General features: G+C 72.8%; 17 protein-coding genes. 8 read left to right on the top strand and 9 right to left on the bottom strand.

The annotated features are described in order from the left end of the window. Window positions 1–23: 23 nt before the first annotated feature. From ACIOEW_RS19485 to ACIOEW_RS19475, 3 genes are all read right to left on the bottom strand, one after another. Window positions 24–1547, bottom strand: coding sequence for an aldehyde dehydrogenase family protein (locus ACIOEW_RS19485; RefSeq protein ID WP_362554560.1), 1524 nt, complete (start codon window positions 1545–1547; stop codon window positions 24–26). Window positions 1548–1665: 118 nt separating this feature from the next. Then, complete coding sequence (locus tag ACIOEW_RS19480; protein WP_362554562.1) at window positions 1666–2919, bottom strand: GAF domain-containing protein; 1254 nt, start codon at window positions 2917–2919, stop codon at window positions 1666–1668. 200 nt (window positions 2920–3119) lie between these two features. Next, window positions 3120–3647, bottom strand: coding sequence for a hypothetical protein (locus ACIOEW_RS19475; RefSeq protein ID WP_362554564.1), 528 nt, complete (start codon window positions 3645–3647; stop codon window positions 3120–3122). A 612-nt stretch (window positions 3648–4259) separates the two neighbouring features. Here ACIOEW_RS19475 and ACIOEW_RS19470 point away from each other — a divergent pair. After that, on the top strand, window positions 4260–5213 hold the full coding sequence (locus ACIOEW_RS19470) for a LuxR C-terminal-related transcriptional regulator (RefSeq protein WP_362554566.1): 954 nt from the start codon (window positions 4260–4262) through the stop codon (window positions 5211–5213). Between the two features lie 185 nt (window positions 5214–5398). Here the strand turns inward: ACIOEW_RS19470 and ACIOEW_RS19465 are convergent, their stop codons facing one another. Then, window positions 5399–7288, bottom strand: coding sequence for a BTAD domain-containing putative transcriptional regulator (locus ACIOEW_RS19465; protein WP_401964861.1), 1890 nt, complete (start codon window positions 7286–7288; stop codon window positions 5399–5401). Window positions 7289–7694: 406 nt separating this feature from the next. On the opposite strand from ACIOEW_RS19465, the gene ACIOEW_RS19460 reads away from it, so the two are divergent. Genes ACIOEW_RS19460 through ACIOEW_RS19435 form a run of 6 tightly spaced genes read left to right on the top strand, consistent with a single transcriptional unit; the run spans window position 7695 to window position 14261 of the window. Continuing rightward, a complete protein-coding gene (locus ACIOEW_RS19460; RefSeq protein ID WP_401964978.1) occupies window positions 7695–8744 on the top strand; it encodes a radical SAM protein in 1050 nt (349 codons plus the stop codon). After that, the gene (locus tag ACIOEW_RS19455) at window positions 8741–9433 is read left to right on the top strand and encodes an iron-containing redox enzyme family protein (protein WP_401964860.1); all 693 of its coding nucleotides are present in this window, start codon (window positions 8741–8743) and stop codon (window positions 9431–9433) included. The genes ACIOEW_RS19460 and ACIOEW_RS19455 overlap by 4 nt, the downstream gene beginning before the upstream one ends. Then, window positions 9426–9635 (top strand): aroma-sacti cluster domain-containing protein, encoded by a 210-nt coding sequence (locus ACIOEW_RS19450; protein ID WP_362550684.1) that lies wholly within the window; start codon window positions 9426–9428, stop codon window positions 9633–9635. The genes ACIOEW_RS19455 and ACIOEW_RS19450 overlap by 8 nt, the downstream gene beginning before the upstream one ends. Then, complete coding sequence (locus ACIOEW_RS19445; protein WP_401964858.1) at window positions 9635–12796, top strand: AAA family ATPase; 3162 nt, start codon at window positions 9635–9637, stop codon at window positions 12794–12796. Before ACIOEW_RS19450 ends, ACIOEW_RS19445 begins: the two co-directional genes overlap by 1 nt. Further along, window positions 12793–13653, top strand: a complete 861-nt coding sequence (locus tag ACIOEW_RS19440) for a S8 family serine peptidase (protein ID WP_362550678.1) — start codon at window positions 12793–12795, stop codon at window positions 13651–13653. The genes ACIOEW_RS19445 and ACIOEW_RS19440 overlap by 4 nt, the downstream gene beginning before the upstream one ends. Beyond that, complete coding sequence (locus ACIOEW_RS19435) at window positions 13650–14261, top strand: GAF domain-containing protein (RefSeq protein ID WP_401964857.1); 612 nt, start codon at window positions 13650–13652, stop codon at window positions 14259–14261. The genes ACIOEW_RS19440 and ACIOEW_RS19435 overlap by 4 nt, the downstream gene beginning before the upstream one ends. 36 nt (window positions 14262–14297) lie before the next feature. Here ACIOEW_RS19435 and ACIOEW_RS19430 read toward each other — a convergent pair whose 3' ends face one another. The 5 genes from ACIOEW_RS19430 to ACIOEW_RS19410 all read right to left on the bottom strand — a co-directional run bounded on the left by ACIOEW_RS19430 (window position 14298) and on the right by ACIOEW_RS19410 (window position 20677). Further along, the gene (locus ACIOEW_RS19430; protein WP_401964856.1) at window positions 14298–15410 is read right to left on the bottom strand and encodes a glycosyltransferase; all 1113 of its coding nucleotides are present in this window, start codon (window positions 15408–15410) and stop codon (window positions 14298–14300) included. Continuing rightward, window positions 15407–17542 carry a prolyl oligopeptidase family protein gene (locus tag ACIOEW_RS19425; RefSeq protein WP_401964854.1) on the bottom strand — a complete coding sequence of 712 codons (2136 nt, stop codon included), beginning with the start codon at window positions 17540–17542 and terminating at the stop codon, window positions 15407–15409. The genes ACIOEW_RS19430 and ACIOEW_RS19425 overlap by 4 nt, the downstream gene beginning before the upstream one ends. A gap of 50 nt (window positions 17543–17592) precedes the next feature. Next, window positions 17593–19110: an MFS transporter gene (locus tag ACIOEW_RS19420; RefSeq protein WP_401964853.1), complete on the bottom strand. Its 1518-nt coding sequence runs from the start codon at window positions 19108–19110 to the stop codon at window positions 17593–17595. Continuing rightward, a complete protein-coding gene (locus ACIOEW_RS19415; protein WP_362550664.1) occupies window positions 19107–20303 on the bottom strand; it encodes a radical SAM protein in 1197 nt (398 codons plus the stop codon). The genes ACIOEW_RS19420 and ACIOEW_RS19415 overlap by 4 nt, the downstream gene beginning before the upstream one ends. A 110-nt stretch (window positions 20304–20413) precedes the next feature. Further along, entirely contained in the window at window positions 20414–20677 is a 264-nt protein-coding gene (locus tag ACIOEW_RS19410) for a hypothetical protein (RefSeq protein ID WP_362550661.1), read from the bottom strand. 256 nt (window positions 20678–20933) lie between these two features. Between ACIOEW_RS19410 and ACIOEW_RS19405 the strand changes: the two genes are divergently transcribed. Next, window positions 20934–22181, top strand: coding sequence for a cytochrome P450 (locus tag ACIOEW_RS19405; protein WP_401964851.1), 1248 nt, complete (start codon window positions 20934–20936; stop codon window positions 22179–22181). Window positions 22182–22337 lie beyond the last annotated feature (156 nt).

Raw genomic sequence — 22337 nt, 5'->3', positions numbered from 1 at the left:
GGCGAAGGTACGCGGTCAGAGCATTAGAAGAAGCCGAGCTTCTTCGGTGCGTACGAGACCAGGAGGTTCTTCGTCTGCTGGTAGTGCTCCAGCATCATCTTGTGGTTCTCCCTGCCGATGCCCGACTGCTTGTATCCGCCGAAAGCGGCGTGCGCAGGATAGGCGTGGTAGCAGTTCGTCCAGACCCTGCCCGCCTTGATGGCCCGGCCTGCCCGGTAGGCGGTGTTGGTGTCCCGGGTCCATACGCCCGCGCCGAGCCCGTACAGCGTGTCGTTCGCCGTCCTGATCCCTTCGTCGAAGTCCGAGAAGGACGTCACGGCGAGCACGGGGCCGAAGATCTCCTCCTGGAAGATCCGCATACGGTTGTCACCTTCGAAGATCGTCGGCTGGACGTAATAGCCGCCCGCCAACTCGCCGCCGTGCTCGATGCGCTGACCACCGGTCAGGATCTTCGCGCCCTCCTGCTGTCCGATCTCGAGGTACGAAAGGATCTTCTTCAGCTGTTCGTCGGAGGCCTGCGCCCCGATCATCGTGTCGGTGTCCAGCGGGTGCCCGGGCACGATCTGTTCGGTACGGGCGATACCTGCTTCGAGGAACTCGCTGTAATGTCCGCGCTGGATCAGTGCCCGCGACGGACAGGTGCACACTTCGCCCGAGTTGAGGGCGAACATCGTGAAGCCCTCGAGCGCCTTGTCGCGGAAGTCGTCGTCCAGCGCCCATACGTCGTCGAAGAAGAGGTTCGGCGACTTGCCACCCAGCTCCAGTGTGACGGGCTTGAGGTTCTCCGAGGCGTACTGCATGATCAGGCGCCCCGTCGTGGTCTCACCGGTGAAGGCGATCTTCGCGACCCGCGGACTGGAGGCGAGCGGCTTGCCCGCCTCGGCGCCGAAGCCGTTGAGGATGTTGACGACGCCGGGGGGAAGCAGATCCGCCACCAGGCTCATCCACACATGGATCGATGCGGGGGTCTGCTCGGCGGGCTTGAGGACCACCGCGTTCCCGGCAGCCAACGCGGGGGCGAGCTTCCAGACGGCCATAAGGATGGGGAAGTTCCACGGAATGATCTGAGCCACCACACCCAGCGGCTCGTGGAAGTGATACGCGACGGTGTCCTCGTCGATCTCGCTGAGCGAGCCCTCCTGGGCGCGCAGCGCACCCGCGAAGTACCGGAAGTGGTCGATGGCCAGCGGAATGTCCGCAGCCAGCGTCTCGCGAACCGGCTTGCCGTTCTCCCAGCTCTCGGCGACCGCCAGCTCCTCCAGGTGCTCCTCCATGCGGTCGGCGATCCGGTTGAGGACGGTCGCACGGTCACCCGCGGACACGGCCCCCCAGACAGGAGCCGCCGCATGGGCGGCGTCCAGGGCGCGCTCGACGTCGGCCTCGGTGCCGCGTGCGACTTCCGTGAAGGGACGGCCGTTGACGGGGCTCGGGTTCTCGAAGTACTGACCACGGGCCGGCGGAACGTAGGCGCCACCGATCCAGTGGTCGTAGCGGGACTCGTACGAGACGATGGCGCCCTCGGTGCCCGGCGCGGCGTAACGGGTCATTTCTGTGGCCTCCCGGATCCGGGGCCGCCCGCCGTTGGACGGCCCTCGGCGTGAGGCTAGGCAGCACGACGTTGCAACGCCGTTGCGCGGACCGCCCCCTGAGCTCCCGCGAGCGGCACTACGCGCGCTGCTCCGCGTCGAGCGCCCGGGCCCTGGCCAGTAGTGCCGCACGCCGCTCCGGGGGCGCCGCAGCCGCGAGTGCCCGCCAGACAGGGAGGTCATCCGCACCCCACGGGCTGTACGCCCAGTCGGCGAGCAACCCCGGATCCCCCCGCGCGATCAGCGCGGCCCGCAGCTGGCCGATGATCCGGCGCCGCAGCCGGACGACCGCCGGTGCCTGCGAACGCGGCAACAGGGGGCCCGCATAGTTGCCGAGCGCTGCCGCCACCGCCCCGGACTCCAGGCGGCGTACGACGGCGTCGAAGTCCGCGTCGACCGGCGCGCCCAGCCGGTACGGGCGCGAGCGCAGCAGCTCGGGTCCCAGAAGCCGTCGCAGGCGGGCGAGTTCGGCCCGCAACGTCACCGGAGGGACGGACTCGTCCTCGTACAGCTCGATCAGCAGTTCGTCACCGCCGAGGCCCTCCGGATGGAGGGCGAGCGTCACCAGGATCTCGCTGTGGCGTCTGCTGAGCCGGATCTTGCGCCCGCCCTGGACCAGGAGCGCTTCGTCGCTTCCGAGCGCGGAGAGCTGTGCCGATCCACCGGCGGGCCCCGGCGCGACGAGTGCGAGCTGGGACTCGGCGGCGCGCGCCACAGCGTGTACGAACGCCAGGCTGTGCGGATGTGCGAGCCCGTTCCCGCCGGTGATGTCGACGGCACCGAGCACCCGGCCCGTGTGCGGGTCGTGCAGCGGGGCGGCCGCGCACGTCCACTGCTGAACCGGCCGGAGGAAGTGCTCGGCGGCGAACACCTGGACCGGGCGGTCGACCGCGAGTGCCGTGCCGGGTGCGTTCGTCCCGGCCTCCGACTCGGCCCAGCGGGCGCCTTCCACGAAGTTCATCCGCTCGGCGCGCCGACGGGCCCGGGCATGCCCCTCGACCCACAGCAGCCTGCCGTGCGCATCGCAGACCGCGAGCAGATGTTCGCCGTCCATGGCGTAGGCGCCCATGAGTTCGCGGATCATCGGCATGACACGAGCCAGGGGGTGCGTGTCCCGGTACGTCCCGAGTTCGTTCGCGCAGAGCTCGACCGATGCCGCCCCGTCCGGGCTGACCCGCGCCCGAGCGGAGCGCCGCCACGACTGGCCCACCACGGAGCGTACCGGTGTCTCCAGCCGCCCCTCGGAAGTGAACACCTCGTGCGCATGGCGCAGTTCACCGAGCCGGGCACCGGGGTTCGCGTCGGCGGCCAGAGCCACCCAGGGATCCGTCAACTCGCCCTCCCGTCCGTAGCGGCATTCCTGCCCATCGTCGGGGCAACGCGCGTTCGCGACAACCGTTGGGATACGCGGGGTCGCATTGTTCCCGACGGGTCGAGGGGGATGACCGCAGGGCCGAAGACTCCGCCGTCGCGGATGCGTGCGCAAGGTGGCAGAACGTGAGAGTCCGGGCTGCTGGTCAGTTCGTTCCGGCCTCAGTGCGTGGATGCCGGGGGCAGGCAGCCAGTCTCCGGGAAATGGCCGTTGACCTCGGTCCAGACGCGCTCCTGTGTGACGGCGCCAGTGAGGCAGGCGGACTTGCCGATCCAGATTCCGTACACGCTGCCCCGGGCGGGATCCTGGCCGCTCCGGCCGGGCCGCTTCTCCACGGCCAGGTGGGCGGAGGAAGCCAGCCGTGCGAGCACCGGCCGGACCTGAGCGGGTTCAATCCGATTCTGACGCCTGAGGTCCTGAAGAGCCGACCGGATCTCCTCGGCCTTCTCGTGCGCGCGCCGTTCGTCCGCCGCACTCGGGCGATCCGGCTGCGTGGCCCGGCTGGTGTCGCCGTAGTGAGGGGGTTCATTCACGGGGGTGGCGTCGCCCGCAGGTGTCCGGTGGTCCGAAGCATCGGACGACTGGGTGCCGTTGAGATTGGAGAAGAGCTCATCCGCGCTCTTCCCGCAGCTCGCCAGAGCGAAGACACAGAGCAGGGTGACTGAGGCCGTCCTGGTGCGTCGGGTCATGCCCGCCATTCTCCCCAACAGAGGCCATGGCGTTGTGAGTACGGGTACTCAGCTACTCAGCAGTCACCGCGGGCCGGTGTGCTGTGTGCTCTTCCGCGCGACGACAGGGTGTTCACCCCCGCCCTGCCCGTCGCGCAGGCATCCGGCCTTCGTCATCGAGGCTTCCGGGGACACGGGTGATCTTGGGGGTGGAACCCGTCGGACATGGGTCGGTCACCAGTGCGGCGTGGGCACGCTCGGCGTGTCGTCATCGTCGCTCCGTACCGGTCGCGGAGGTTGGTTGAGTACCTCGCGGGCCGTGCCCGCGTCGCCACCGGCACGGTGCCGCCGGAAGCGAACCCGGCCCCTGAGGAGGAGCGTGACGAGTCCCAGGAGCAGGGTGATTGCCCCTTTGGTTCGTTCCACGGTGATTCCTTCCAGGGGTCTGGGAATATCTACCGCGCATCTGAACAATAGACATCTGTATGGGTGAGAGTGGAGCCATCTGGCTGATGAGGGGGTTGGATGGGCGGCATAGGTGAGGACGGCAAGTTAGCGGGTCTGCGTGGAGCGGCCGGGCGGACGGCGTCGGGCGCGCAGTTGTCCGAGGACGCCGTCCGGGTGTTCCGGTGGGTGAGTGATCAGGGATCGTGCGACGCGAAGACGCTCGGCGCGAAACTGGGGCTGCCGGAGGGCTGCGCGGCCTCGGCGGTGGTGACGCTGACCGAACTGCTGCTGCTGCGGTACCTGCCCGAGGATTCCGACCGGCTGGTGCCGGTGGCCCCTGACGCGGCCATCGCCGCGCTGGTCGCGCCGAAGGAGGCGGGGCTGCGCAGGCAGCTCGCCGAGATCGACCAACTGCGGGGCGAGCTGGCTCTCCTGGCACCGTTCTATGCGGAGGGACGGCGCCGGTGGCAGGGGCGTGCGCCACTCACGGAGGTCACCGACCTGAAGACTGTCGTGGGCATGATCACCGAGGCGACCATGCGGTGCCGGCAGGAGGTCCGCACCTGCCACCCCGGCGGCGGCCGCTCCCCGACGCTGCTGGAGCAGGCGTTCATCCGGGACCGGGACATGCTGCGCCGCGGCGTGCGGATGCGCACGTTGTACCAGCACACCGCCCGCTACCACCTGCCCACGCAGGAGTACGCGCGGCGGATGACCGACGAGGGGGCCGAGATCAGGACGATGAGTGAACTGTTCGGCCGCATGGTCGCCTTCGACGAGGAGACGGTGTTCATCCCGCACCAGGACGACCTGGACGCGGCCATCGTCATCCACGAGCCGTCCACGGTGGCGTACCTGTGCGCGACCTTCGACCACACCTGGTCGCTGGCCGAGCCCTACCACCCTGCCTGGACGGAGAGTTCGGCGCGGGACGAGGTGAAGCAGGCCATCGTGCGGCTGCTCGCGGAGGGGATGAAGGACGAGATGGTGGCCCGGCGGCTGGGCATGTCGCTGCGAACCTGCCGCAAGCACATCGCCGAGATCATGGAGCAGCTGGGGGCGGCCAGCCGCTTCCAGGCCGGCTATCTGGCGCGTGTCCAGTCCTCCGGTCCTGCCGCGGCGGCCGCGGGCGGCGCCTGACCACCGCACCGGAGAGAACGGCCTGTGGCCGCCTGCCGTTCGCGCCCGCTGCGGCACGGGCCGCCCCGGCTTCCTGCGCCCGGCTCGGCCCGGAGCCGGGCGGCCGGCTCCGGACCGAGCCGGGCCGGTCCGGGGAGCGGATCCTGGTTCCGCCGCGGGCCGGGCACGCCCGGGCTGACGTGGCCCTAGCACCGCATTCCCGGACCTGCCGCCTGTTCTCGCGCGAACAGCAGGGTCAGCCAAGGCAGTTCGTAGTGAACGGCCTCCTCTCCCGCCGCTGCGTGCGCGGCCACGTCGGGACCGGGCGGCGGAGCCAGGACACCGGCGTCGATCAGGTCCTCCAGGGCGCGCTGCGCGTTCCGTCCGTCGAGGCCCAGGGCGTGGGCGGCGGTGGACAGGGAGAAGGCCGGGTCCGGCAGTGCGGCCAGGGCATGGAGGGTGCTGCGGGCGGGAACGGTCAGCCGGGCCCAGGCGCCTGCGAGACGGGCCCGGACCCCGAGGCTGCCGGCCGCGAGTTCGTCCAAGGCCTCCAAAGGGTGTTCGAGACGGTCCGCGTACTGCCCGAGCGGCATGTGGCGCAGTACGGACAGCCGGTTCCCGCCCGCCCGCAGGGCGAACGGGAGGAGCCCGGTTGCGGTGGCGATGCGTGCGGCGGCGGGGTACTCCGCCGCCAGCCGGGTCCTGCCGATGATTCCGCCGAGCAGGTCCAGGGCCTCCTCGGCGGACAGGGGCGGAAGTTCGGTCCGGTGCGCGGATTCCAGACAGGGCAGCCGGCTCCTGGAGGTGACCAGCGCGGCGGTGGGGCCCGACGGCGGCAGCAGCGGGCCGAGGGCGGCGGCGTCGGGAACATCGTCCAGCAGCAGCAGGATCCGGCGCCCGGACAGCCAGGAGCGCCAGGCGGTGGCTGCCTCCTCCCGGTCGGTGGGAAACCGCTCGGTGCAGCCCAGGGAACGGGCCAGCTCGGCCAGTACCGATGTCCACGGACGTGCGGAACCGTCCTCGGCGCAGAGCCGGGTAGCGACCACGCCGTCGGGGTAGCGCGCGGCAAGGTGGTGCGCGACGCGCACGGCCAGGGCCGTCTTGCCAACGCCTGCCGGGCCGGTGAGCAGTACCGGCGGTCCGCCCTCACGGCCCAGTTGCGCGGTGACGGCCTCCAGCTCCCGCGCCCGCCCGGTGAAGTCGGCGAGGTCCGGCGGGAGCAGCCGCGAGCCGGTGGGGCCGCCGCGTGGCCGGGGCGGGGCCGCGTCCTCCAGCAAGGAGCGGTAGGCGTGCTGCAGCGCCGCACCGGGTTCCAGGCCCAGTTCCCGGGAGAGCTGCTGGCGGCACTCGTCGTAGGCGGCCAGTGCCTCCGTCCGGCGCCCGACCTGGTGGAGCGCGGTGAGCTGGGCGGCGCGCAGCCGCTCCCGCAGCGGGTGGCGGCTCACCATCTCGTCCACGGTGTCGGCCACCGGAGCCGGCTCGCCGGTCTCCAGCTGCGCCTCCGCCCACGCCTCGTAGACGGCCAGCCGACGGGCGTGCTGCCGCTCGACAGCGGCACGCAGCACATCGGCGCGGGCGGCGAGATCGCTGAAGGGGTCATGCCGCCACAGGTCCAGGGCCTGGCGGTAGAGCCGGGCAGCGCGGCTCGGAGTGCCCGCGCGTGCCTCGGCGTCGCCGCGCCGGGCCAGTTCCTCGAACCGCAGGCTGTCGCACTCGTCCGCGGTGAGGTGCAGGACGTAACCGCCGGGACCGTGGCGCAGCCGGCCGAGGTCGTCGGGGTCGAGCACCCGGCGGAGTGCCGAGACGTACACCTGGAGGTTCTTGCGGGCGGTGCGGGGCGGATCGTCCGGCCAGACGGCGTCGGTCAGCTCCTCCAGCGACACGGGCGTGTTCGGACGGGTGAGCAGGACCGCCAGAACGAGGCGCTGCTTCAGCGGACCGAGAGGCAACGGCAGATCGTTGCGGGACGCTCGCAGCGGACCGAGGAGGGAAAGACGCAGAGGGGCGAGGACGCCTGTGCCGCCGGCGCCTGCGCGCTCTCGCGGAATCCCGGGATCCGCCGGCCCGTTGCGGCGTTCCGTGAAGGTATCGGTCATTTTCTCTCAGCCCCTTCCCCAGCCGGTGTCGTCGGAGTTCCGGGAGAAGAGAACAATTGCGTGCACGAAAGCCTCCGGGGAGCGGTCGGGGGGGTGAGCGAATCCGCGAGGAGCCGTGAATACGTCGGGAATTCGATGGAATTCCCTCTGTTCTTCACAGCATGGTCACAAGCGGATGGCGGGGCTATGGGCCCGGGGGTGGCTCAAGGTGCATGCAGCAACGCACCCGCCGGGACAAACGGTGAACATGCGTGCATATCCAGGCGAATCGTCAGGCCGTGTGCGGGCCCCGCGCCACCGGGCCGCGATGCGCCGTGTACCGGCACCGAACCGGGTGCCAACCGCGACCGAACCGCTCCCACGCACCCTGGCGCCGCATGTCCCGGTGACCGACGGAGGTGACGCGATGCGACTGGCGGAGATCATCGAACTGCGGCCGGTGCCGGCTGCCGGGCTGCTCGCCACCCTCACCAGGCGCTGCCCGCTCAGCTGCGCCCACTGCTCCACGTCGTCGGGGCCGCGGGGTGAGGACACCCCGGCCGAGGCGCTGCGCCGTTTCGTGGGCGGCTTCACCCCCGGGGACCGTCCGGAGGTGCTCATGCTCACGGGTGGTGAGCCCCTGCTGCGGCCCGCGCTCGTGGGCGATCTCTCGTCACTCGCCGCGTCGGCCGGAACGCGGACGTCGGTGCTCAGTGGCATGTTCTTCGCGACCGACGGGCGGATACCCGCCCGCATCATGCGCGCACTTCGGCACGTCTCCCATTTCTCGGCGAGCATCGACGTATTCCATGAACGTGAAGTACCGCGCGCGGCGGCCTTCCGTGCGGTCCATCGCATCATGGAAAGCGGAATCGGCGTCAGTTTTCACGTGGTGGGTAATGCGGCGGACGATCCCTATCTCGCGGACATCACCGCGTCCATACGGGCCGAGTTCCGGGACCGGGCGGCCGTACTGGTCAATCACGTCCGGCCGGTGGGGCGGGCGGCGGCCTGGGCGGCCGCGCGGGAGGTCCCGCTCGACGGCGCCGGGGGACCGCCGGCTCCCTGCGCTATGGCGGCCTGGCCGGTGGTGGCCTTCGACGGCACGGTCACGGCCTGCTGCAACCAGCGTGTGGTGGACACCCGCCCCATGCCGGAACACCTTCGCCTGGGACACATCGCCGTGGACGGCTGGACGCGGATACGGCGCCGCTGCCAGGAGTCGCCCGTGCTGCGCACCATCCGTACCGCCGGGGTCGGGTCCTGTGCGAACTGCCGCGCCCTGGCCGGGCGGCCCGCGGCCCTGGAAGCCGCCGCACGGGCCGGGTCCCGGCCGGCGGCCGGCGCGATGGACGCGCTCGGCGCCCGGCTCCAACGCGACGCGGGGGCGGTGGCGCTGTTGCGGCGGTACGGAAGCGAACCGTACGCGCCACTCGTGCTGCTCGGCGGGCCCGAAGACGAGGTGAGTCCCGCATGAGCCCCACTGCTGTCGCGGGCCTGCGACTCGAACTGTCGCTCGTGCAGCCCGTACTGCGGTCCGCCGCCGCCCGCATATGGCGCTCCGACGCCGGGCTCCCCGGCCGGTACCGGCACTACCTGCGGGCCATGCACCAGGTGATCCGCGCCTCCGTTCCCCTGATGGAGCGGGCCGCCGACCGATGTGAGCTGCTGACGCGCGACCCCGTGGCGCCGCATCTCGCCCGGTACCTGCGGGCGCACGCCGAACAGGAACGGGGCCACGACGACTGGCTGCTCACCGACGCCGCGGCAGCCGGGACCGCGCCGGGAGAGCTGACCGACACCGCCCCGCCGGCCTGCGTCGCCGCTCTGGTGGGAGCGCAGTACTACTGGATCGAGCACAGCCATCCCGTGGCCCTGCTCGGCTACATCGCGGTGCTGGAGGGCAACGCACCGGCTCCGGGGCTCGCCGGCCGGCTGGCGCGTGAGACCGGGCTGCCGCAGGCCGCTTTCGAGACCGTACGCCTCCACGCGGACCTCGACGACGGGCACAGCGCCGACCTCGACCGGCTGATCGGCCGACTGCCTCTGGACCGCGCGCAGCACTCTCTGGTCGCGGTCAGCGCGCTGCACACGGTCACCACCCTCGCTGAGCTGTTCGACCGCATCGCCGCGGCATCAACCCTATCGGGGAGCCTCCATGAATGAGCACGCGCAGGATCGCGACCGCCTCCGTGTGCTGGAGGACGCCGGGTTCCCACTGCACAGTCTCTCTCCCGAGCAGCGGGAGGTGCTCCAGGACCTCAGCGCGGAGGAACTGACCCTGCTGCTGGGCCTGAAGGAGCGGCTGGACGCCGCCGAGCCGGAGGTGCAGGCGCACAGCGAGATCGCCGGCGGAGCGTTGTTCTGATGACCGGGATCGCACGGATGAGCTGCCCCCGGTGCCCCGAACCGCCGCCGGACGGCGCGGCCTTCTGCCCCCGGTGCGGAACCGCCTGCGTCGCCGCGGCCGGTTCCGCCACGGCCGAGGAACGGCGGGTGGTGACCGTGGTCTTCTGTGACCTCGTCGGGTCCACGGCCCTGTCCGGCCGGCTCGACCCGGAGACGCTGCGCACGGTGACGCTTCGGTACTTCGCGCTGATGCGGGCACGGATCGAGGAACACGGCGGCACGGTGGAGAAGTTCATCGGTGACGCCGTGATGGCGGTCTTCGGTGTTCCCGTACGACACGAGGACGACGCCCACCGTGCCCTGGCCGCCGCCCGCGCCATGGTCACCGGCCTCGACGGACTCAACGCCGAGCTGGAGCGGGAGCACGGGGTGCGGCTCGCCGTCCGCATCGGGGTGAACACCGGCGAGGTCGTGGTGAGCGTCGACCCCGGCGCCCGGCAGGCCATGGTCTCCGGCGAGGTGGTCAACATCGGCGCCCGGCTCGAACAGCATGCCGGCGCGGGCGAGATCCTGATCGGCCCCGCCACCCTGCGCGCGGCCGGGCCCTCGGCGGTCACCGAATCCGCCGGATCGCTGTCCCTCAAAGGGGTCGGCGCCCCCGTCCCGGCCCGCCGCCTGGTCGCCCTGCACGAGGACGACCCGGAGCGGGTGCGCCGCTTCGACACCCCCTTCATCGGCCGTGAGCAGGAGCTGGCCGAACTCCGCCTGATGTTACGTAAGTTGACGGCGGATCCCCGTTCGCATCTGGTGACCGTCTACGGCGAGGCGGGGCTCGGCAAGACGCGCCTGCTGCGCGAATGGCTGAGGGACTGCCCGGCGTACGGTGAGGGCCGGTGCCGTCCGTACGGCGAGACCGGCACCCTCGCACCACTCGCCGAAGCGGTACGCCAGGTGCTCGCCGCCGTCGGGGAGGATGCCGCGCTCGCAGGGCTGCCGGCGCACGAGCGGGCGGAGGCGGAGCAGGCGTTGCGCCTGCTGCGGACCGGTCTGCTCGCGGACGGGACACCCAGCCCCTCCACTGACGACACCCTCATGGCGCTGGCCTGCCTGCTGGACGGACTGGCCAGGGAGCGGCCCGTAGTGCTCGTGCTGGACGACTGCCACTGGGCATCGGCGCCGCTGCTCGACATGGCGGACCGGCTGCTGGACGAACTCGACCGCTCGGCCGTCGCCCTGGTGTGCGCCGCGCGTCCCGAGCTGCTGGAGACCCACCCCGGCTGGGGCAGCGGCCGGATGCGTTCCGCGTCACTCATGCTCACCCCGCTCACCCGGGAGGAGGCCGCCGTCCTCGCCGGTGAGCTGGTCGAGGTGGCGGCCCACCGGCAGGGAGTGCTGGAGGGCGCCCTCGACCGGGCCGAAGGCAATCCGCTGTACCTGGAGCACCTGACCGCCATGGCTGCCGAGTGCGACGACCTGCCGCTCACCGTGCACGCCCTGCTCGGCGCCCGCATCGACGCGCTGCCTCCCGAGGAGCGGACCCTGCTGCAACTGGCCGCCGTCCTGGGACGCGACTTCCACCGCGCCGATCTGGCCGAACTGGCCACCGCCGAGGACTCGGGCCCCCCGGATTCCGCCGACGTTCTGCTGCGCGGCCTCGTGCGACGGCGGCTCATCGAGGCCGGGGGCCGCACCCGGACCGCGAGCCCCGTGCTGCGGTTCGGCAGCGCCCTGGTGCAGGAGACCGCGTACCGCGGGATGGCCAAGAAGGTGCGCGCCCGGCGTCACGAACACGCCGCCCGCGTGCTCGTCCGGCACGAGGCGGGTGAGGCTGCCGTCGGCACCCACCTGGCCCGCGCCCATCGCCTGCTCACCGAACTGGGGATACACGACGACGACACCGACGTGCTGCGTGCGCGCGCCGCAGGACTGCTCACCCGGGCCGGCGCGGCCGCCCTGGCCCGCTCCGACCTGCCGTGGGCCGACGACCTTCTCACCCAGGGCCTGGACCTGGCCGCCCCCGGCGAGCCCGCCGCCGCCGAGGCCGCCCGCCGGCTCGGCGAGACGAAGGTCGCCCGCGGCGAGCCGGTGCGCGGCCGGGAACTCCTGGCAGGGGCCCTCGACACGGCGGACCGGGCCGGTGACCGGCTGGGTGCCGCCCACGCCCGGCTCGCTCTGACCGCCCTCGACCCCCGGCACGGGTCCGCGGCCGACGTGGCCGAGGCCGCGCTCGCCCTGTTCACGGTGGCGGGCGACGACCAGGGCATCGCCCGTGCCTGCGTCCGCATCGCCCAGGACCGCCAGCGGCGCGGACGGCACGCCGAGGCCGAGGCACTGCTGAGCCGGGCGCTGGACCACGCCGGCCGCGCCGACGCCGAACCCGAACGGGCCCTGGCGCTCGGCGCGGTCGGCATCTCCCTGTGGCGGGGCCCGACCCCGGTCGCGCGTGCCGTCGCCCGCTGCCAGGAACTGCTGACGGCCCACGGCGCCGGCCGTCCGACCGTCCGGGCCACCCTGGCCTGCCCCCTGGCCGTACTCCTGGCCCTCCAGGGCCGACACGACGAGGCGCACGAACGGCTGGCCGAGGCGGCGCGGCTCGCCGGCGGCCTCGGCTACGCCGAAAGCGCGCTGTTCGTCCCGCTGTTCGCCGCCGAGGTCGAGGCCCTGACCGGTACGCCGGAACGCCGGCTCGCCCTCCTGGACGAGGCCGCCCGCGCCGGACGTGAACTCGGCGTCACCGGTGCGCTGCCCGGAATCGCCCGCGAGCGGGCCCGCATCCTGCTGGACCGGGGGGAGCCGGGACAGGCGCTGGCCCTGCCGGACCCCCAGGAGTCCGGCCTGCCCCCGGCGGAGTCCGCCGACGCCCACGGGCTGCGGGCCCGCGCCCTCGCCCTCGCCGGGGAGCCGGTGGCCGCACGCGCCTGCGCGGACCGGGCGACCGCCGCGGCCGGTGACACGGACTCCCCGGTCGTCCGCGGCACCGCGGCCCTCGACCGCGCGCACACCCTGCGCACACTGGATCTCCCCGGCGACGCTGCGCGGGAGGCGCGTAGGGCGCAACGGCACTTCACCATCAAGGGACACCAACTCGGTGCGGACCGCGCGGCCGTGTTCGCCGACGACAGCGCGGCCGCGGCCCGGAGCACCGAACGCCCGGCCGGGCGGAAAGGCGGAACCTCATGACCACCGGGACGGCAGGGGGGCTCACCTGGAGCCTGCGCGACCGTGCCCCCGAGGACCTTACGATGTTCGCCGACACGGTGCAGGCGCTGCCCGCCGACCCCTCGGCGTGGTCGGACGGCGGAGGCGTTCGCGTGTGTGTGGTCGACACCGGGGTGGAGTGCGGTCATCCCTCGGTCGGCACGGTCCAGGGCTCCTACGAGGTGGCGCCTGCTCCCGACGGCACCCTGCGGGTCGTCGACAGCGGTCCGCTGCCCGACGGCACCGGCGACGGCTGCGGGCACGGAACGGCGTGCGCCGGAATCGTCCGGCGCGTGGCACCGGGCTGCGATCTGTACAGCGTGCGGGTGCTGGGCGAGGGCTTCACCGGCAGCGGCGACGCCCTGCTCACGGGGCTGCGCTGGGCCGTCGACCAAGGCTTCGACGTGGTCAACCTCAGCCTGTCCACGACCCGTCCGAAGTTCCTCGAAACCCTGAGGTCCCTGGCCGACCAGGCATTCTTCACCGGCACCACGCTGGTGGCGTCGGCCCACAACACTCCGGTGGAGAGCTTCCCCTGGCGGTTCTCGTCGGTCATCTCGGTCGGTACGCACCGGGAGGACGACTCCGGGCTCTTCCTCTACAACCCCGCACCACCTGTGGAGTTCTTCGCACCCGGTCAGAACGTGCAGGTGGCCTGGACGGGCGGCAGGACCATCCGCACCACGGGGAACAGCTTCGCCACCCCCTTCATCAGCGGGATGTGCGCACGGCTGCTCGGCAGCCGGCCGAAGCTGACGCCCTTCCAGATCAAGCACGCGCTCTACCTCTCCGCCGCGAACGTACGCATCGGCGAACCCGAAACCCGAGGTGAATCATGAGCCAGTTCCACGGCCTCGTCCCCGCCACCGACGTGGGCCCCGCGACTCAGGCCGGCAGCGCCGAGCGCGATCTGCTGCAGTCCGTCGTCGAGACCGCGCGCGCCATCTTCGGCGCGGCGGCCAGCTCCGTCCTGCTGCACGACGAGGACGCCGACGAGCTGGTCTTCCAGGCGGTGGCCGGGGAGGGCGAGGAGTCCCTCGTGGGCTCCCGGTTCCCCGCCGGCCGGGGGCTGGCGGGCTGGGTGCTCGTCTCGGGCGAGCCGATGGTCGCGGACGACCTGAGGAAACAGGGCAGGTTCGCACGGGACGTCGCGAAATCGACCGGATATGTGCCGGACGCGCTGATGGCGGCGCCGCTGGCCCACCGCGACCGGGTTCTCGGCGTGCTCGAAGTGCTCGACCCCGTGGAGCAGTCCCGGTCCAGCCTCTCCGAACTCGATCTGCTCGCCCTCTTCGCCCGCCAGGCCGCAGCGGCCCTCGCGGTCGTCACGGAACGCCGGCGCGAAGAGGCACCGGCGGCGGTCCGCCTGCGGAGCCTGGAGCTCGTGACCGCGCTGCGGGAAGTGCTGCTCGACGGGATGCCGCCCCAGGGCCCGCACGAGGGATGAGCGCCGGGGGCCACCGGCCCCCGGCGCGGCCGGGGTTCAGCGTGCCGCCGATTCCACGGCGTCGGCGGCACGCGTCTCGCTCTTGCCGTCGGCGAGCAGGCCGCCGACCTCCGCCACGCGTGCTCGCAACTCGGGATCGCGGGCGGTGTCGTCGACCGCGGCGCGCAGCTCCGGCGCGGGAGCACCGCGCTCCGGGAACCTGCGGGCGACGCCCGCTCGCAGACAGCCGGCGGCGAGGACTTGCTGTTCCGAGCCGTTGGGCGCGACGAGCAGAGGCTTGCCGTGCAGAAGTGCGGCCAGGACGGGGGCGGACGTCGCATTGGTCAGGACGAGGTCGGCCCGCTCCACGAGCGGACCCATCCAGGGGCGGCGCCCCACGATCAGGTCGGCGTCCGCCGCGGCCTCGGAGGCACCCGACCGCCCCAGTTCCACGACGGCGCGGTGCGTGCCCGAGGTGAAGGCCGCGTTGAGGCGCGGCCAGAGGCTGGTGCCGCCGAAGGTACGGCCGAGATGGACGTACGCCAGGGACCCGGATTCCGGCAGCGGCTCAGCCGCCGGGGGTTCCGGCTCCCACCAACAGGGACCGACATGCCGTACGGCCGGGGGCAGTTCGGCGTCGGGTACCTCCATGGCGGGGTGGCCGCGCAACAGGAATGCGGTGCCGAGCAGTGGAGTGTCCGGGAACCGGTCACGCCGGGGGCCGAGACCGGCCGTCTCCCGTACCGCCGCATGATGCTTCAGGGTCTCCGCCAGCCGCCACGCGCGGCCGCACTCGTCCGCCGGCCCGGCGCGGTAGGGCCACAGGTGTGCCGCCAGGCCGATGACCACCACCGGCAGCCCGGCGGCCTCGGCGGCCACCAAGGCGCCGTGGCAGAGCACGGAGGTGACCAGGACGTCGGGCCGCAGTCGCCGCACCGCCTGCGCCACCGCCGTGTACTGCTCGGGGCCCCGGACCGTCCAGTGGGCCACCGACAGCGCGGTGCCGTCCGGGACGGCCGACGTCTCCATGCCCGCCGCGGTGACCGCGGCCGCGGCCGGCGGCCCGGCGAGGACATGGACCGTGTGGCTTCGGCGGCGCAGTTCCCGGCCCACCGCGAGGGCCGGGTACAGGTAGCCCGGGTCGTTCAGCGGGCACAGAAGTACGTTCATCCCAGGACGTCCCTCGTCGGATCGAGGCCCAGGTGGTGGGCGAGGAAGGCCATCACGTCCGCGTACAGGCGGGCGCTGCGCGAGGCGCCGCGTGTGCCGTGCCCGACGCCGCGCTCGGTCCGCAGCACCACCGGGCCGTCACTCGAACCGGCCCACTGCAGGGCGGCGCACATCTTCCGGGCGTGCGCGGGGTCGACGCGCGTGTCGCCGTCGAAAACGGCCAGCAGCACGGCCGGGTAGCGCGCGCCTTCGCGCACCCGGTGGTACGGGGAGTAGGAGAGCAGCCGCGCGAAATCGGCGGGGTCCTCGGCACTCCCGTACTCGTCACGCCAGCTCGCCCCCATCCCCGACAGTTCGTAGCGCACCATGTCGAGCAGGGGCGCCGCGCACACGACGGCCGCATAGGCCTCCGGCCGGCGCGTCAGCGCGGCGGCGGCCAGCAGACCGCCGTTGGAGCTGCCGAGAAGGCCGAGCCGGCCCGGTGCGGCCCATCCGGTACCGAGCAGATGATCGGCGGCGGCGTCGAAGTCGTCGAAGGTGTTGTGCTTGTGCTCGCGCCGTCCGGCCCGGTGCCACTCCTCACCCTCCTCGCCCCCGCCGCGCACGCAGGCCACCGCGTACACCCCGCCGGCGCGCACCCAGGGCACGGCCTGCGGAGTGAAACCCGGAGTCATCGAGGCGCCGAAGCCTCCGTAACCGCTGAGAACGGCGGGGCGCGGCCGGTCGGGACGGCCCTCGGGGGACATCACGAACATGCGTACCTCGGTGCCGTCGCGGGAGCGCACGACCTCCTGGGTGACGCGCACGCCCTCCGCCGGCGACACGGCCGGCGGCCCGCCCGGCCAGGGACCCAGACGTCCGGTGGTGGCGTCGTAGCGAAGGACGACGGTGGGCGTGATGTGGTCGGTGTACGCGAACCACACCTCGTGCCCCGGGTTCTGACGTACCGTCAGTTTGGTCACCGTTCCCCGACCCGGCAGGGTGACGACCCCGGTGAGGACACCGGTCCGGGCGTCGTGGAGGGTCATCTCGCCGACCGCGTGCCGGGTCCGTACGACCACCAGCAGCGGCCGGTCCAGTGCCGGACCGTCCAGAACGGCGAAGTCCTGGAGCACGGTGCCGGGTTGCTCGCCGACCACGGTGCGCCAGTGGCCGGGGCCCGTGGCGTCGGGGCGGGCTGCGGCGATCCGGCCGCGAGGGGCCCCGGCCGTCGTCCTGAGCAGCAGCGGTCCGCCGCCCGGCCGGAGACGGACGGCTGTACGGGCGTCGGTGCCGTGCTGAAAGCGGCGAAGTCCGGGCCGGGCCGGGCCGGTCCGGGTCAGGTCGGCGGTCCACAGGTCGGTGCGCGGCGCGGTGCCCTCACTGGCACCGACGACCAGGAGCCGGCCGTCGGGTGAGGTGGCCACGGTGTAGTACTGGGTCTCCGGCCGCCCCGCGCCGAAGATCTCCGTATCCCGGCCGGCCGGGGTACCGACCGTGTGCAGATACACCCGGCGGTGGCGGCCCGCCCCGCCGGGAGTCTCCTCCGGCGGTAGCCGGCGCACGTAGTAGAAGGCCCGGCCGCCCGGCAGCCACGCCACGGGGGAACGGCGGACCCGGTCCACCGGTCCGTCCACCACCTCGCCGGTCGCCGTGTCGAGGACGCGCAGCACCGACTGCTCCGTGCCGCCCGATGACAGCTGAACGGCCACCAGGTCGCCCTCCCACGACGGCTCCCAGGCGTCCAGCACCGTCGTACCCGAGGGGTCGGCCACCAGCGGGTCGAGCAGCACCCGTGTCCGGGCGCCCTCACGGACGGCGAGCACCGCCACTTCATGCCCGGGTTCCCTGTGCAGGTGGAACTCCCGCGCGCCGCGCGGTACCGGCGGGCCGCTGCCGCCGCCGGCGAGCAGTGTCGTGATCCGTCGGCGCAGCGCCTCCCGGCCGGGCCAGCGCGCCTCCTCCTCGGCGTAGAGCAGGTCCTGGGCGGCGCTCCACGCGGCGGTGGCGGGGTCCTGCGGATTCTCCAGCCAGCGGTAGGGGTCCGCCACCGGCCGTCCGTGCACGAGGTCCACCCCTCCGCTGCGCGGGGCGGGGGGGTAGGCGTGCCGGGCCGGCGTCGGCCCGGTGTCGCGGGGCGGGGACACGGTCATCGCGGCGCTCCAGGGAGGACGGTCACGTCGGACAAGGGAGAAGGGTGAGGTCAGCTGCCGCCGGTCCCGCGGTGCGGTGCGGGAGGCGTTCGGACCAGCCCCGCAGGCCCGGCATCGCCCTGGGCCGCCCGCTCGGTGGGCGATTCGTCCGTCGTCCGCTCGGCGCGGCCCGCACCGGCGGGGGAGGGGAGGTCGGGCCGCTCGGAAGGCGTAACGCCGTCCGGGTCGCCGCCGTTCTTCCCGCTGCCGCTGCCGCTGCCGCTGCCGCTGCCGCTGCCGCTGCCGCTGCCGCTGCCGCTGCCGCTGCCGCTGCCGCTGTTGCTGTTGCTGTCGCTGTCGCTGTCGCTGTCGCTGTCGCCGGTGGCGGTGGCGTCCAGGCTGGTCTCGCGCAGCAGGGGCACCGACGAGAGCACCGTGACCACCGCGGCGGCGCCGGCCAGGATCAGCCAGGTGCGGCTCCCTCCCATGGAATCCACGAAGGAGCCTGCCAGGATCGGTCCGGCGGAGGCGAGACCGGCCATCAGCAGCCCGGTCGCGGTGCTGACCCGGCCGAGAAGGTCCCGGGGCGCGAGCACCAGCATCGCGCGGCCGACCACGATGCCCGCCGGCGGGCTGAAGAAGACGACCACGACCAGCACCGGACCGATCACCCAGGGGTGCGTGGTCCCGGAGAAGACGGCGAGGCCGAGTGCCCAGACGGCGCCGATGAGCAGGAACAGCCGGCCGGCCGGGTTCCTCTTGATCAGCCACGGTGCCGCGGCCGCGCCCAGGAGCCCCCCGATGCCCGCGCAGGCCATCACCGCTCCGATCGCCGTCCCCCCGGCGCCGCTCTGGCGCAGGGAGACGACCATGGTCGTCTGTGCCGCCGCCGAGACGATGTTGATGCCCGCGGCGAAGAGCAGCGCGGCCAGCAGCGCCCGCTGGTGCGTGAGCCAACGCAGCCCGGCCGTGAGCCGGTTGTCGCGCTCGCTGTCCGCGACCTTCTGCGCGGGCCGGATACCCATCCGCAGCAACAGCACGGCGGACACGCCGTAGGAGGCCGCGTCGACCGCGAACGGCAGGATCGGATCCAGGGTGAACAGCCAGCCGCCGAGGAACGGCCCGATCAGCGAACTCGACGCCATGGCGGTCTGACTGCGGCTCAGCGCGTCGGTGAGGTCCTTCTCCGGCACCACGTCGCGCACGGCGATCGTGGCCGCGGGTGAGAAGAGCGCGGTGGCCGTGCCCTCCACGATCGCCACACAGAGCAGATGTGCCTGGCCGAGCTCTCCCATTCCCGACGCCAGCGGAATGCTGGCCAGCGCCACCAGCCGCACCAGATCGGTCCCGACCATGATCATCCGCCGGTCGAACCGGTCGGCGAGATGACCGGCAGGCAGGCGCAGCAGCGTCCGGGTCACCATCGAGCAGGTCGCCACCGTGCCGGCCTGCGCGGCGCCCCCGCCGATGGACAGGACGAGCAGGGGAAAGGCCAGCAGCGACAGCTGCGATCCCAGGGTGGACAGTGTCGAACTGAGCCAGTAGCGGCGGAAGTCGGGGTTGGTGCGCAGGATGCCGGCGCTCTTCATCCCAGCCGTCCGACGGCGTTGAGGCAGTCCAGGACACCGGCGTCGACCCGGTCCTGGAAGGTGGCGCGGACGGCCGCCTCCTCGTCGTACTGGTAGTGGTCGTGGCAGCTGACCCAGCGGCCTTCCGTCTGCTCGGCACTCAGATAGCCGTCGGTGACGGTGCCGACCTCCATCCCGGGCTTGCCCGCGGTCTCCCAGCAACTGGCGAGGACGCCGTCGGCGTTGATGACCGCGCCGTACTGTCCGTCGCTGAAGGAGCAGGCCTGGCAGGGGACATGGGCGCGCGGACGGGCCACCGTGAAGCCGAGCTCCAGCGCGCGGGCGTGCCAGCGGACGAAGTCCGAGACGAGGCCGTCCTCGTGCATCAGGTTGTTCGCATAGCCGACGCCGACATCGCCGACGCGTGCGAAGTGGATGCCGCAGCGAGCCGGATCGAGGCGCGCGCCGAGGCGTTCGACCAGTTCGTCCACGCCGTTCCGGTTGAGATGCGAGACGTTGACCCGCAGCATCCAGCGCAGGGAGGTCTTCTCGATGGCGCGCGCGATGTTGGAGACGATGACGTCGAAGGTGCCGCCCCCGGAGCGCTTGACCCGGATGGAGTCGTGGTCGGCCCGGTCGCCGTCGAAGGTCACTTGGACGGAACCGAGGCCCGCCGCGTTGAGCTCCTTGGCGATCAGCGGGGTGAGCAGGGTGCCGTTGGACGTCATCGACGCGGTGAGTGTGCCCAGCTCCCCCGCTCGGGTCAGCAGGTCGCGGCAGCCCCGCGGGTTGAGCAGCGGCTCGCCGCCGAACAGCAGGAGCGCCAGCCGGTCCATACCCGCCGCGTCCATGCGCTCGCGGGTGAAGTCCAGGACCTGTCCGACGGCTTCGGGGGTCAGGCGGGCGTGCTGGATCCGCGGCGGCCGGCTGCCGCCCTTCGGATCCTGCGCGGTGTTCTGGAAGCAGTAGCCACAACCGAGGTTGCAGTCCGTGCTGGTCAGGACGGTGAGCGAGTACGAGGTGTAGGGCCGTGCGTCGTAGAGACCCGCGTCGCGCAGATAGCGTTCGGCCGAGGGCCGCAGGGCGCCGTCCGGTTCCACCTGGCCGGGCCGCATCAGCGCGTATCCGCCGGCGCCCAGGAACCACCACCCCCTGTCGGCGCGGATCAGACGGGCCCCGGCGGTGGGGACGGCGACAGACTGCGTACCGGGCACGGCAACCTCCGGGTCGGGGCGGTGGCAGAAGAGGGATGGCCGACGGCCGCCCCCGGCCGCAGCGGCGTCGTGCGCCGCCGCGGCCGAGGAGGGCCGGTCAGTTGACCGGATCAGGCGTTCTGCTCCTGGTGGACGCCGCACCACGGGGTGTCCTCGCCCTCCTCGGAGTGCGCGATCACCTCGGGCTCCTCGGTCTCGGTCGCCTCCTGGTGCACACCACACCAGCCGACGGGCGCCTCGGAGTGGGCGATCACCTCGGGCTCTTCGGCCACCTCCTGGTGGATCCCGCACCAGCCGACAGGCGACTCGACGTGCGCGACCACCTCGGGGGCGTCCTCGGCGGGGGTCTCGTTGGGCTCGACGTTCTCGGCCATGATGGTCCTCCATACGACGGGCGATCGGGACGACGGACGGCGGCACTGCGCCGACCGCCAGGAAGCTAGGAGCAGGGGGTTCGGGACCGGTTCGCCGCCGGTTGTCCCGCGGTGAATCCGCCTGGTCGGGGCGCGGGTGAACAGGTGCGGCGGGGCCGGAGGCATACCGCAATCGCACCGGGCGCGAACCGAGGGGCAACCGGCCGTTCCTAGCGTGGCGGCAGCACACTCCGCGACCGCGAGAGGACGCCTTCGCATGGACACCGAACCCGCCGTCACGGCCGGCGCGCCCGCTCCGGCAGGTCAGGAGCCGTTGCCGGAACCGCTCGGGGCCGCGTTCCTGGCCCGGCCGGCCGAGGCGCTGGCCGCGCTCCGGGAGTCCTGCCCGGTGGCCCGGGTCAGGACTCCGGCCGGACGGACGGCATGGCTCGTGACCCGGGCCGAGGACGTGCGGGCCGGCTTGCTGGATCCCCGGCTCTCTTTGAGTGGCGGCCGCGTTCCCGACCCCGGCGTGCGCAGACGCGCACTCGACCTGACGCTGGTCAACTACGACCCGCCCGACCACACGCGGATCCGCCGCCTCGCGACACCGGCTCTGACCCCGGCGCGCATGGCCGCCCACCGCGAACGGATCGAGGGAGCCGCCGCCGAACTCCTCGACGCGGCCGACTCGGCCCGCGGCGACGGGCCTGTCGAGCTGATGGACGCCTTCGCGCGCCCGCTCGCCTTCCGGTCTCTGTGCGAGGTCTTCGACGTGCCGGAGGAGGAACGAGCCGCTTTGTACGGGCCGGTGGCGTGCCTCGCGGACAAGACGGGTTGCACCGCTGCCACGGTCGAGGAGAGCGTTGCCCGTATCGACGCCTTCGTCCGCGGCAAGATGGCCCTCCGTGGTACCGCTCCGGGTGACGACGTCGTCTCCCGCGTGCTCGCCGCATGGCGCGAGCAGGGCGGGGCGAGCGAGGACGAAGTGGCCTCACTCCTGGCGATGCTGCTGCTGGCCGGCTTCGACAGCACGGTGCAGGCGATCGGCATGAGCGTGGTGGCGCTGCTGGACCACCAGGACGTGCAGCGTTCCCTGCGGGACGAGCCGCGGCGGATCCCGCGCGCGGTGGACGAGCTGCTGCGCTGGGACACCCCGGGGCCCTTCAGCACCAAGAGAGTGGCTCTGGAGGACATCCGGTTCGGAGAGACGGTCGTTCCGGCGGGCAGCGGTGTCCTGCTGTCCGTGGTGGCGGCCAATCACGACCCGCGCTGCCATGCCGACCCGGAGACGCTGGACCCGGACCGGAACACCGCGAGCCGACACCTGAGCTTCGGTCTGGGCCCGCACTACTGCCCCGGATCGGCGCTGGCCCGGCTGGAGCTCACGGTGGCCCTGACCAGCATTCTCGGCCGCTGGCACCGCCTGATCCCGGTAGTGCCGGTGGATGAACTGGCATGGGGCGGCGGCTATCTGCACCGCCGTCTGGCCGCTCTGCCCGTACAGCCCTGCGGGCCCACATAAGGGGCAAGGCCGGGGGCCGGATCCCCCTGCGTCCCTCATCAGGGCAATGCCTGGGCCCCGGGACCTCGTGTCCCGGGGCTCCGGCGTGCGCGGCGTCAGCTCACGCGCCTTGTCCCCGGGCGGACCTCCGCCCGGCCACGGTGTGGAGTCCTGCTG

The organism is Streptomyces sp. NPDC087901, from assembly GCF_044742205.1.
GTDB lineage: Bacteria > Actinomycetota > Actinomycetes > Streptomycetales > Streptomycetaceae > Streptomyces.
The sequence above is the reverse complement of the archived record's forward strand: the minus strand, read 5'-3'. Positions and strand labels throughout refer to the sequence as shown.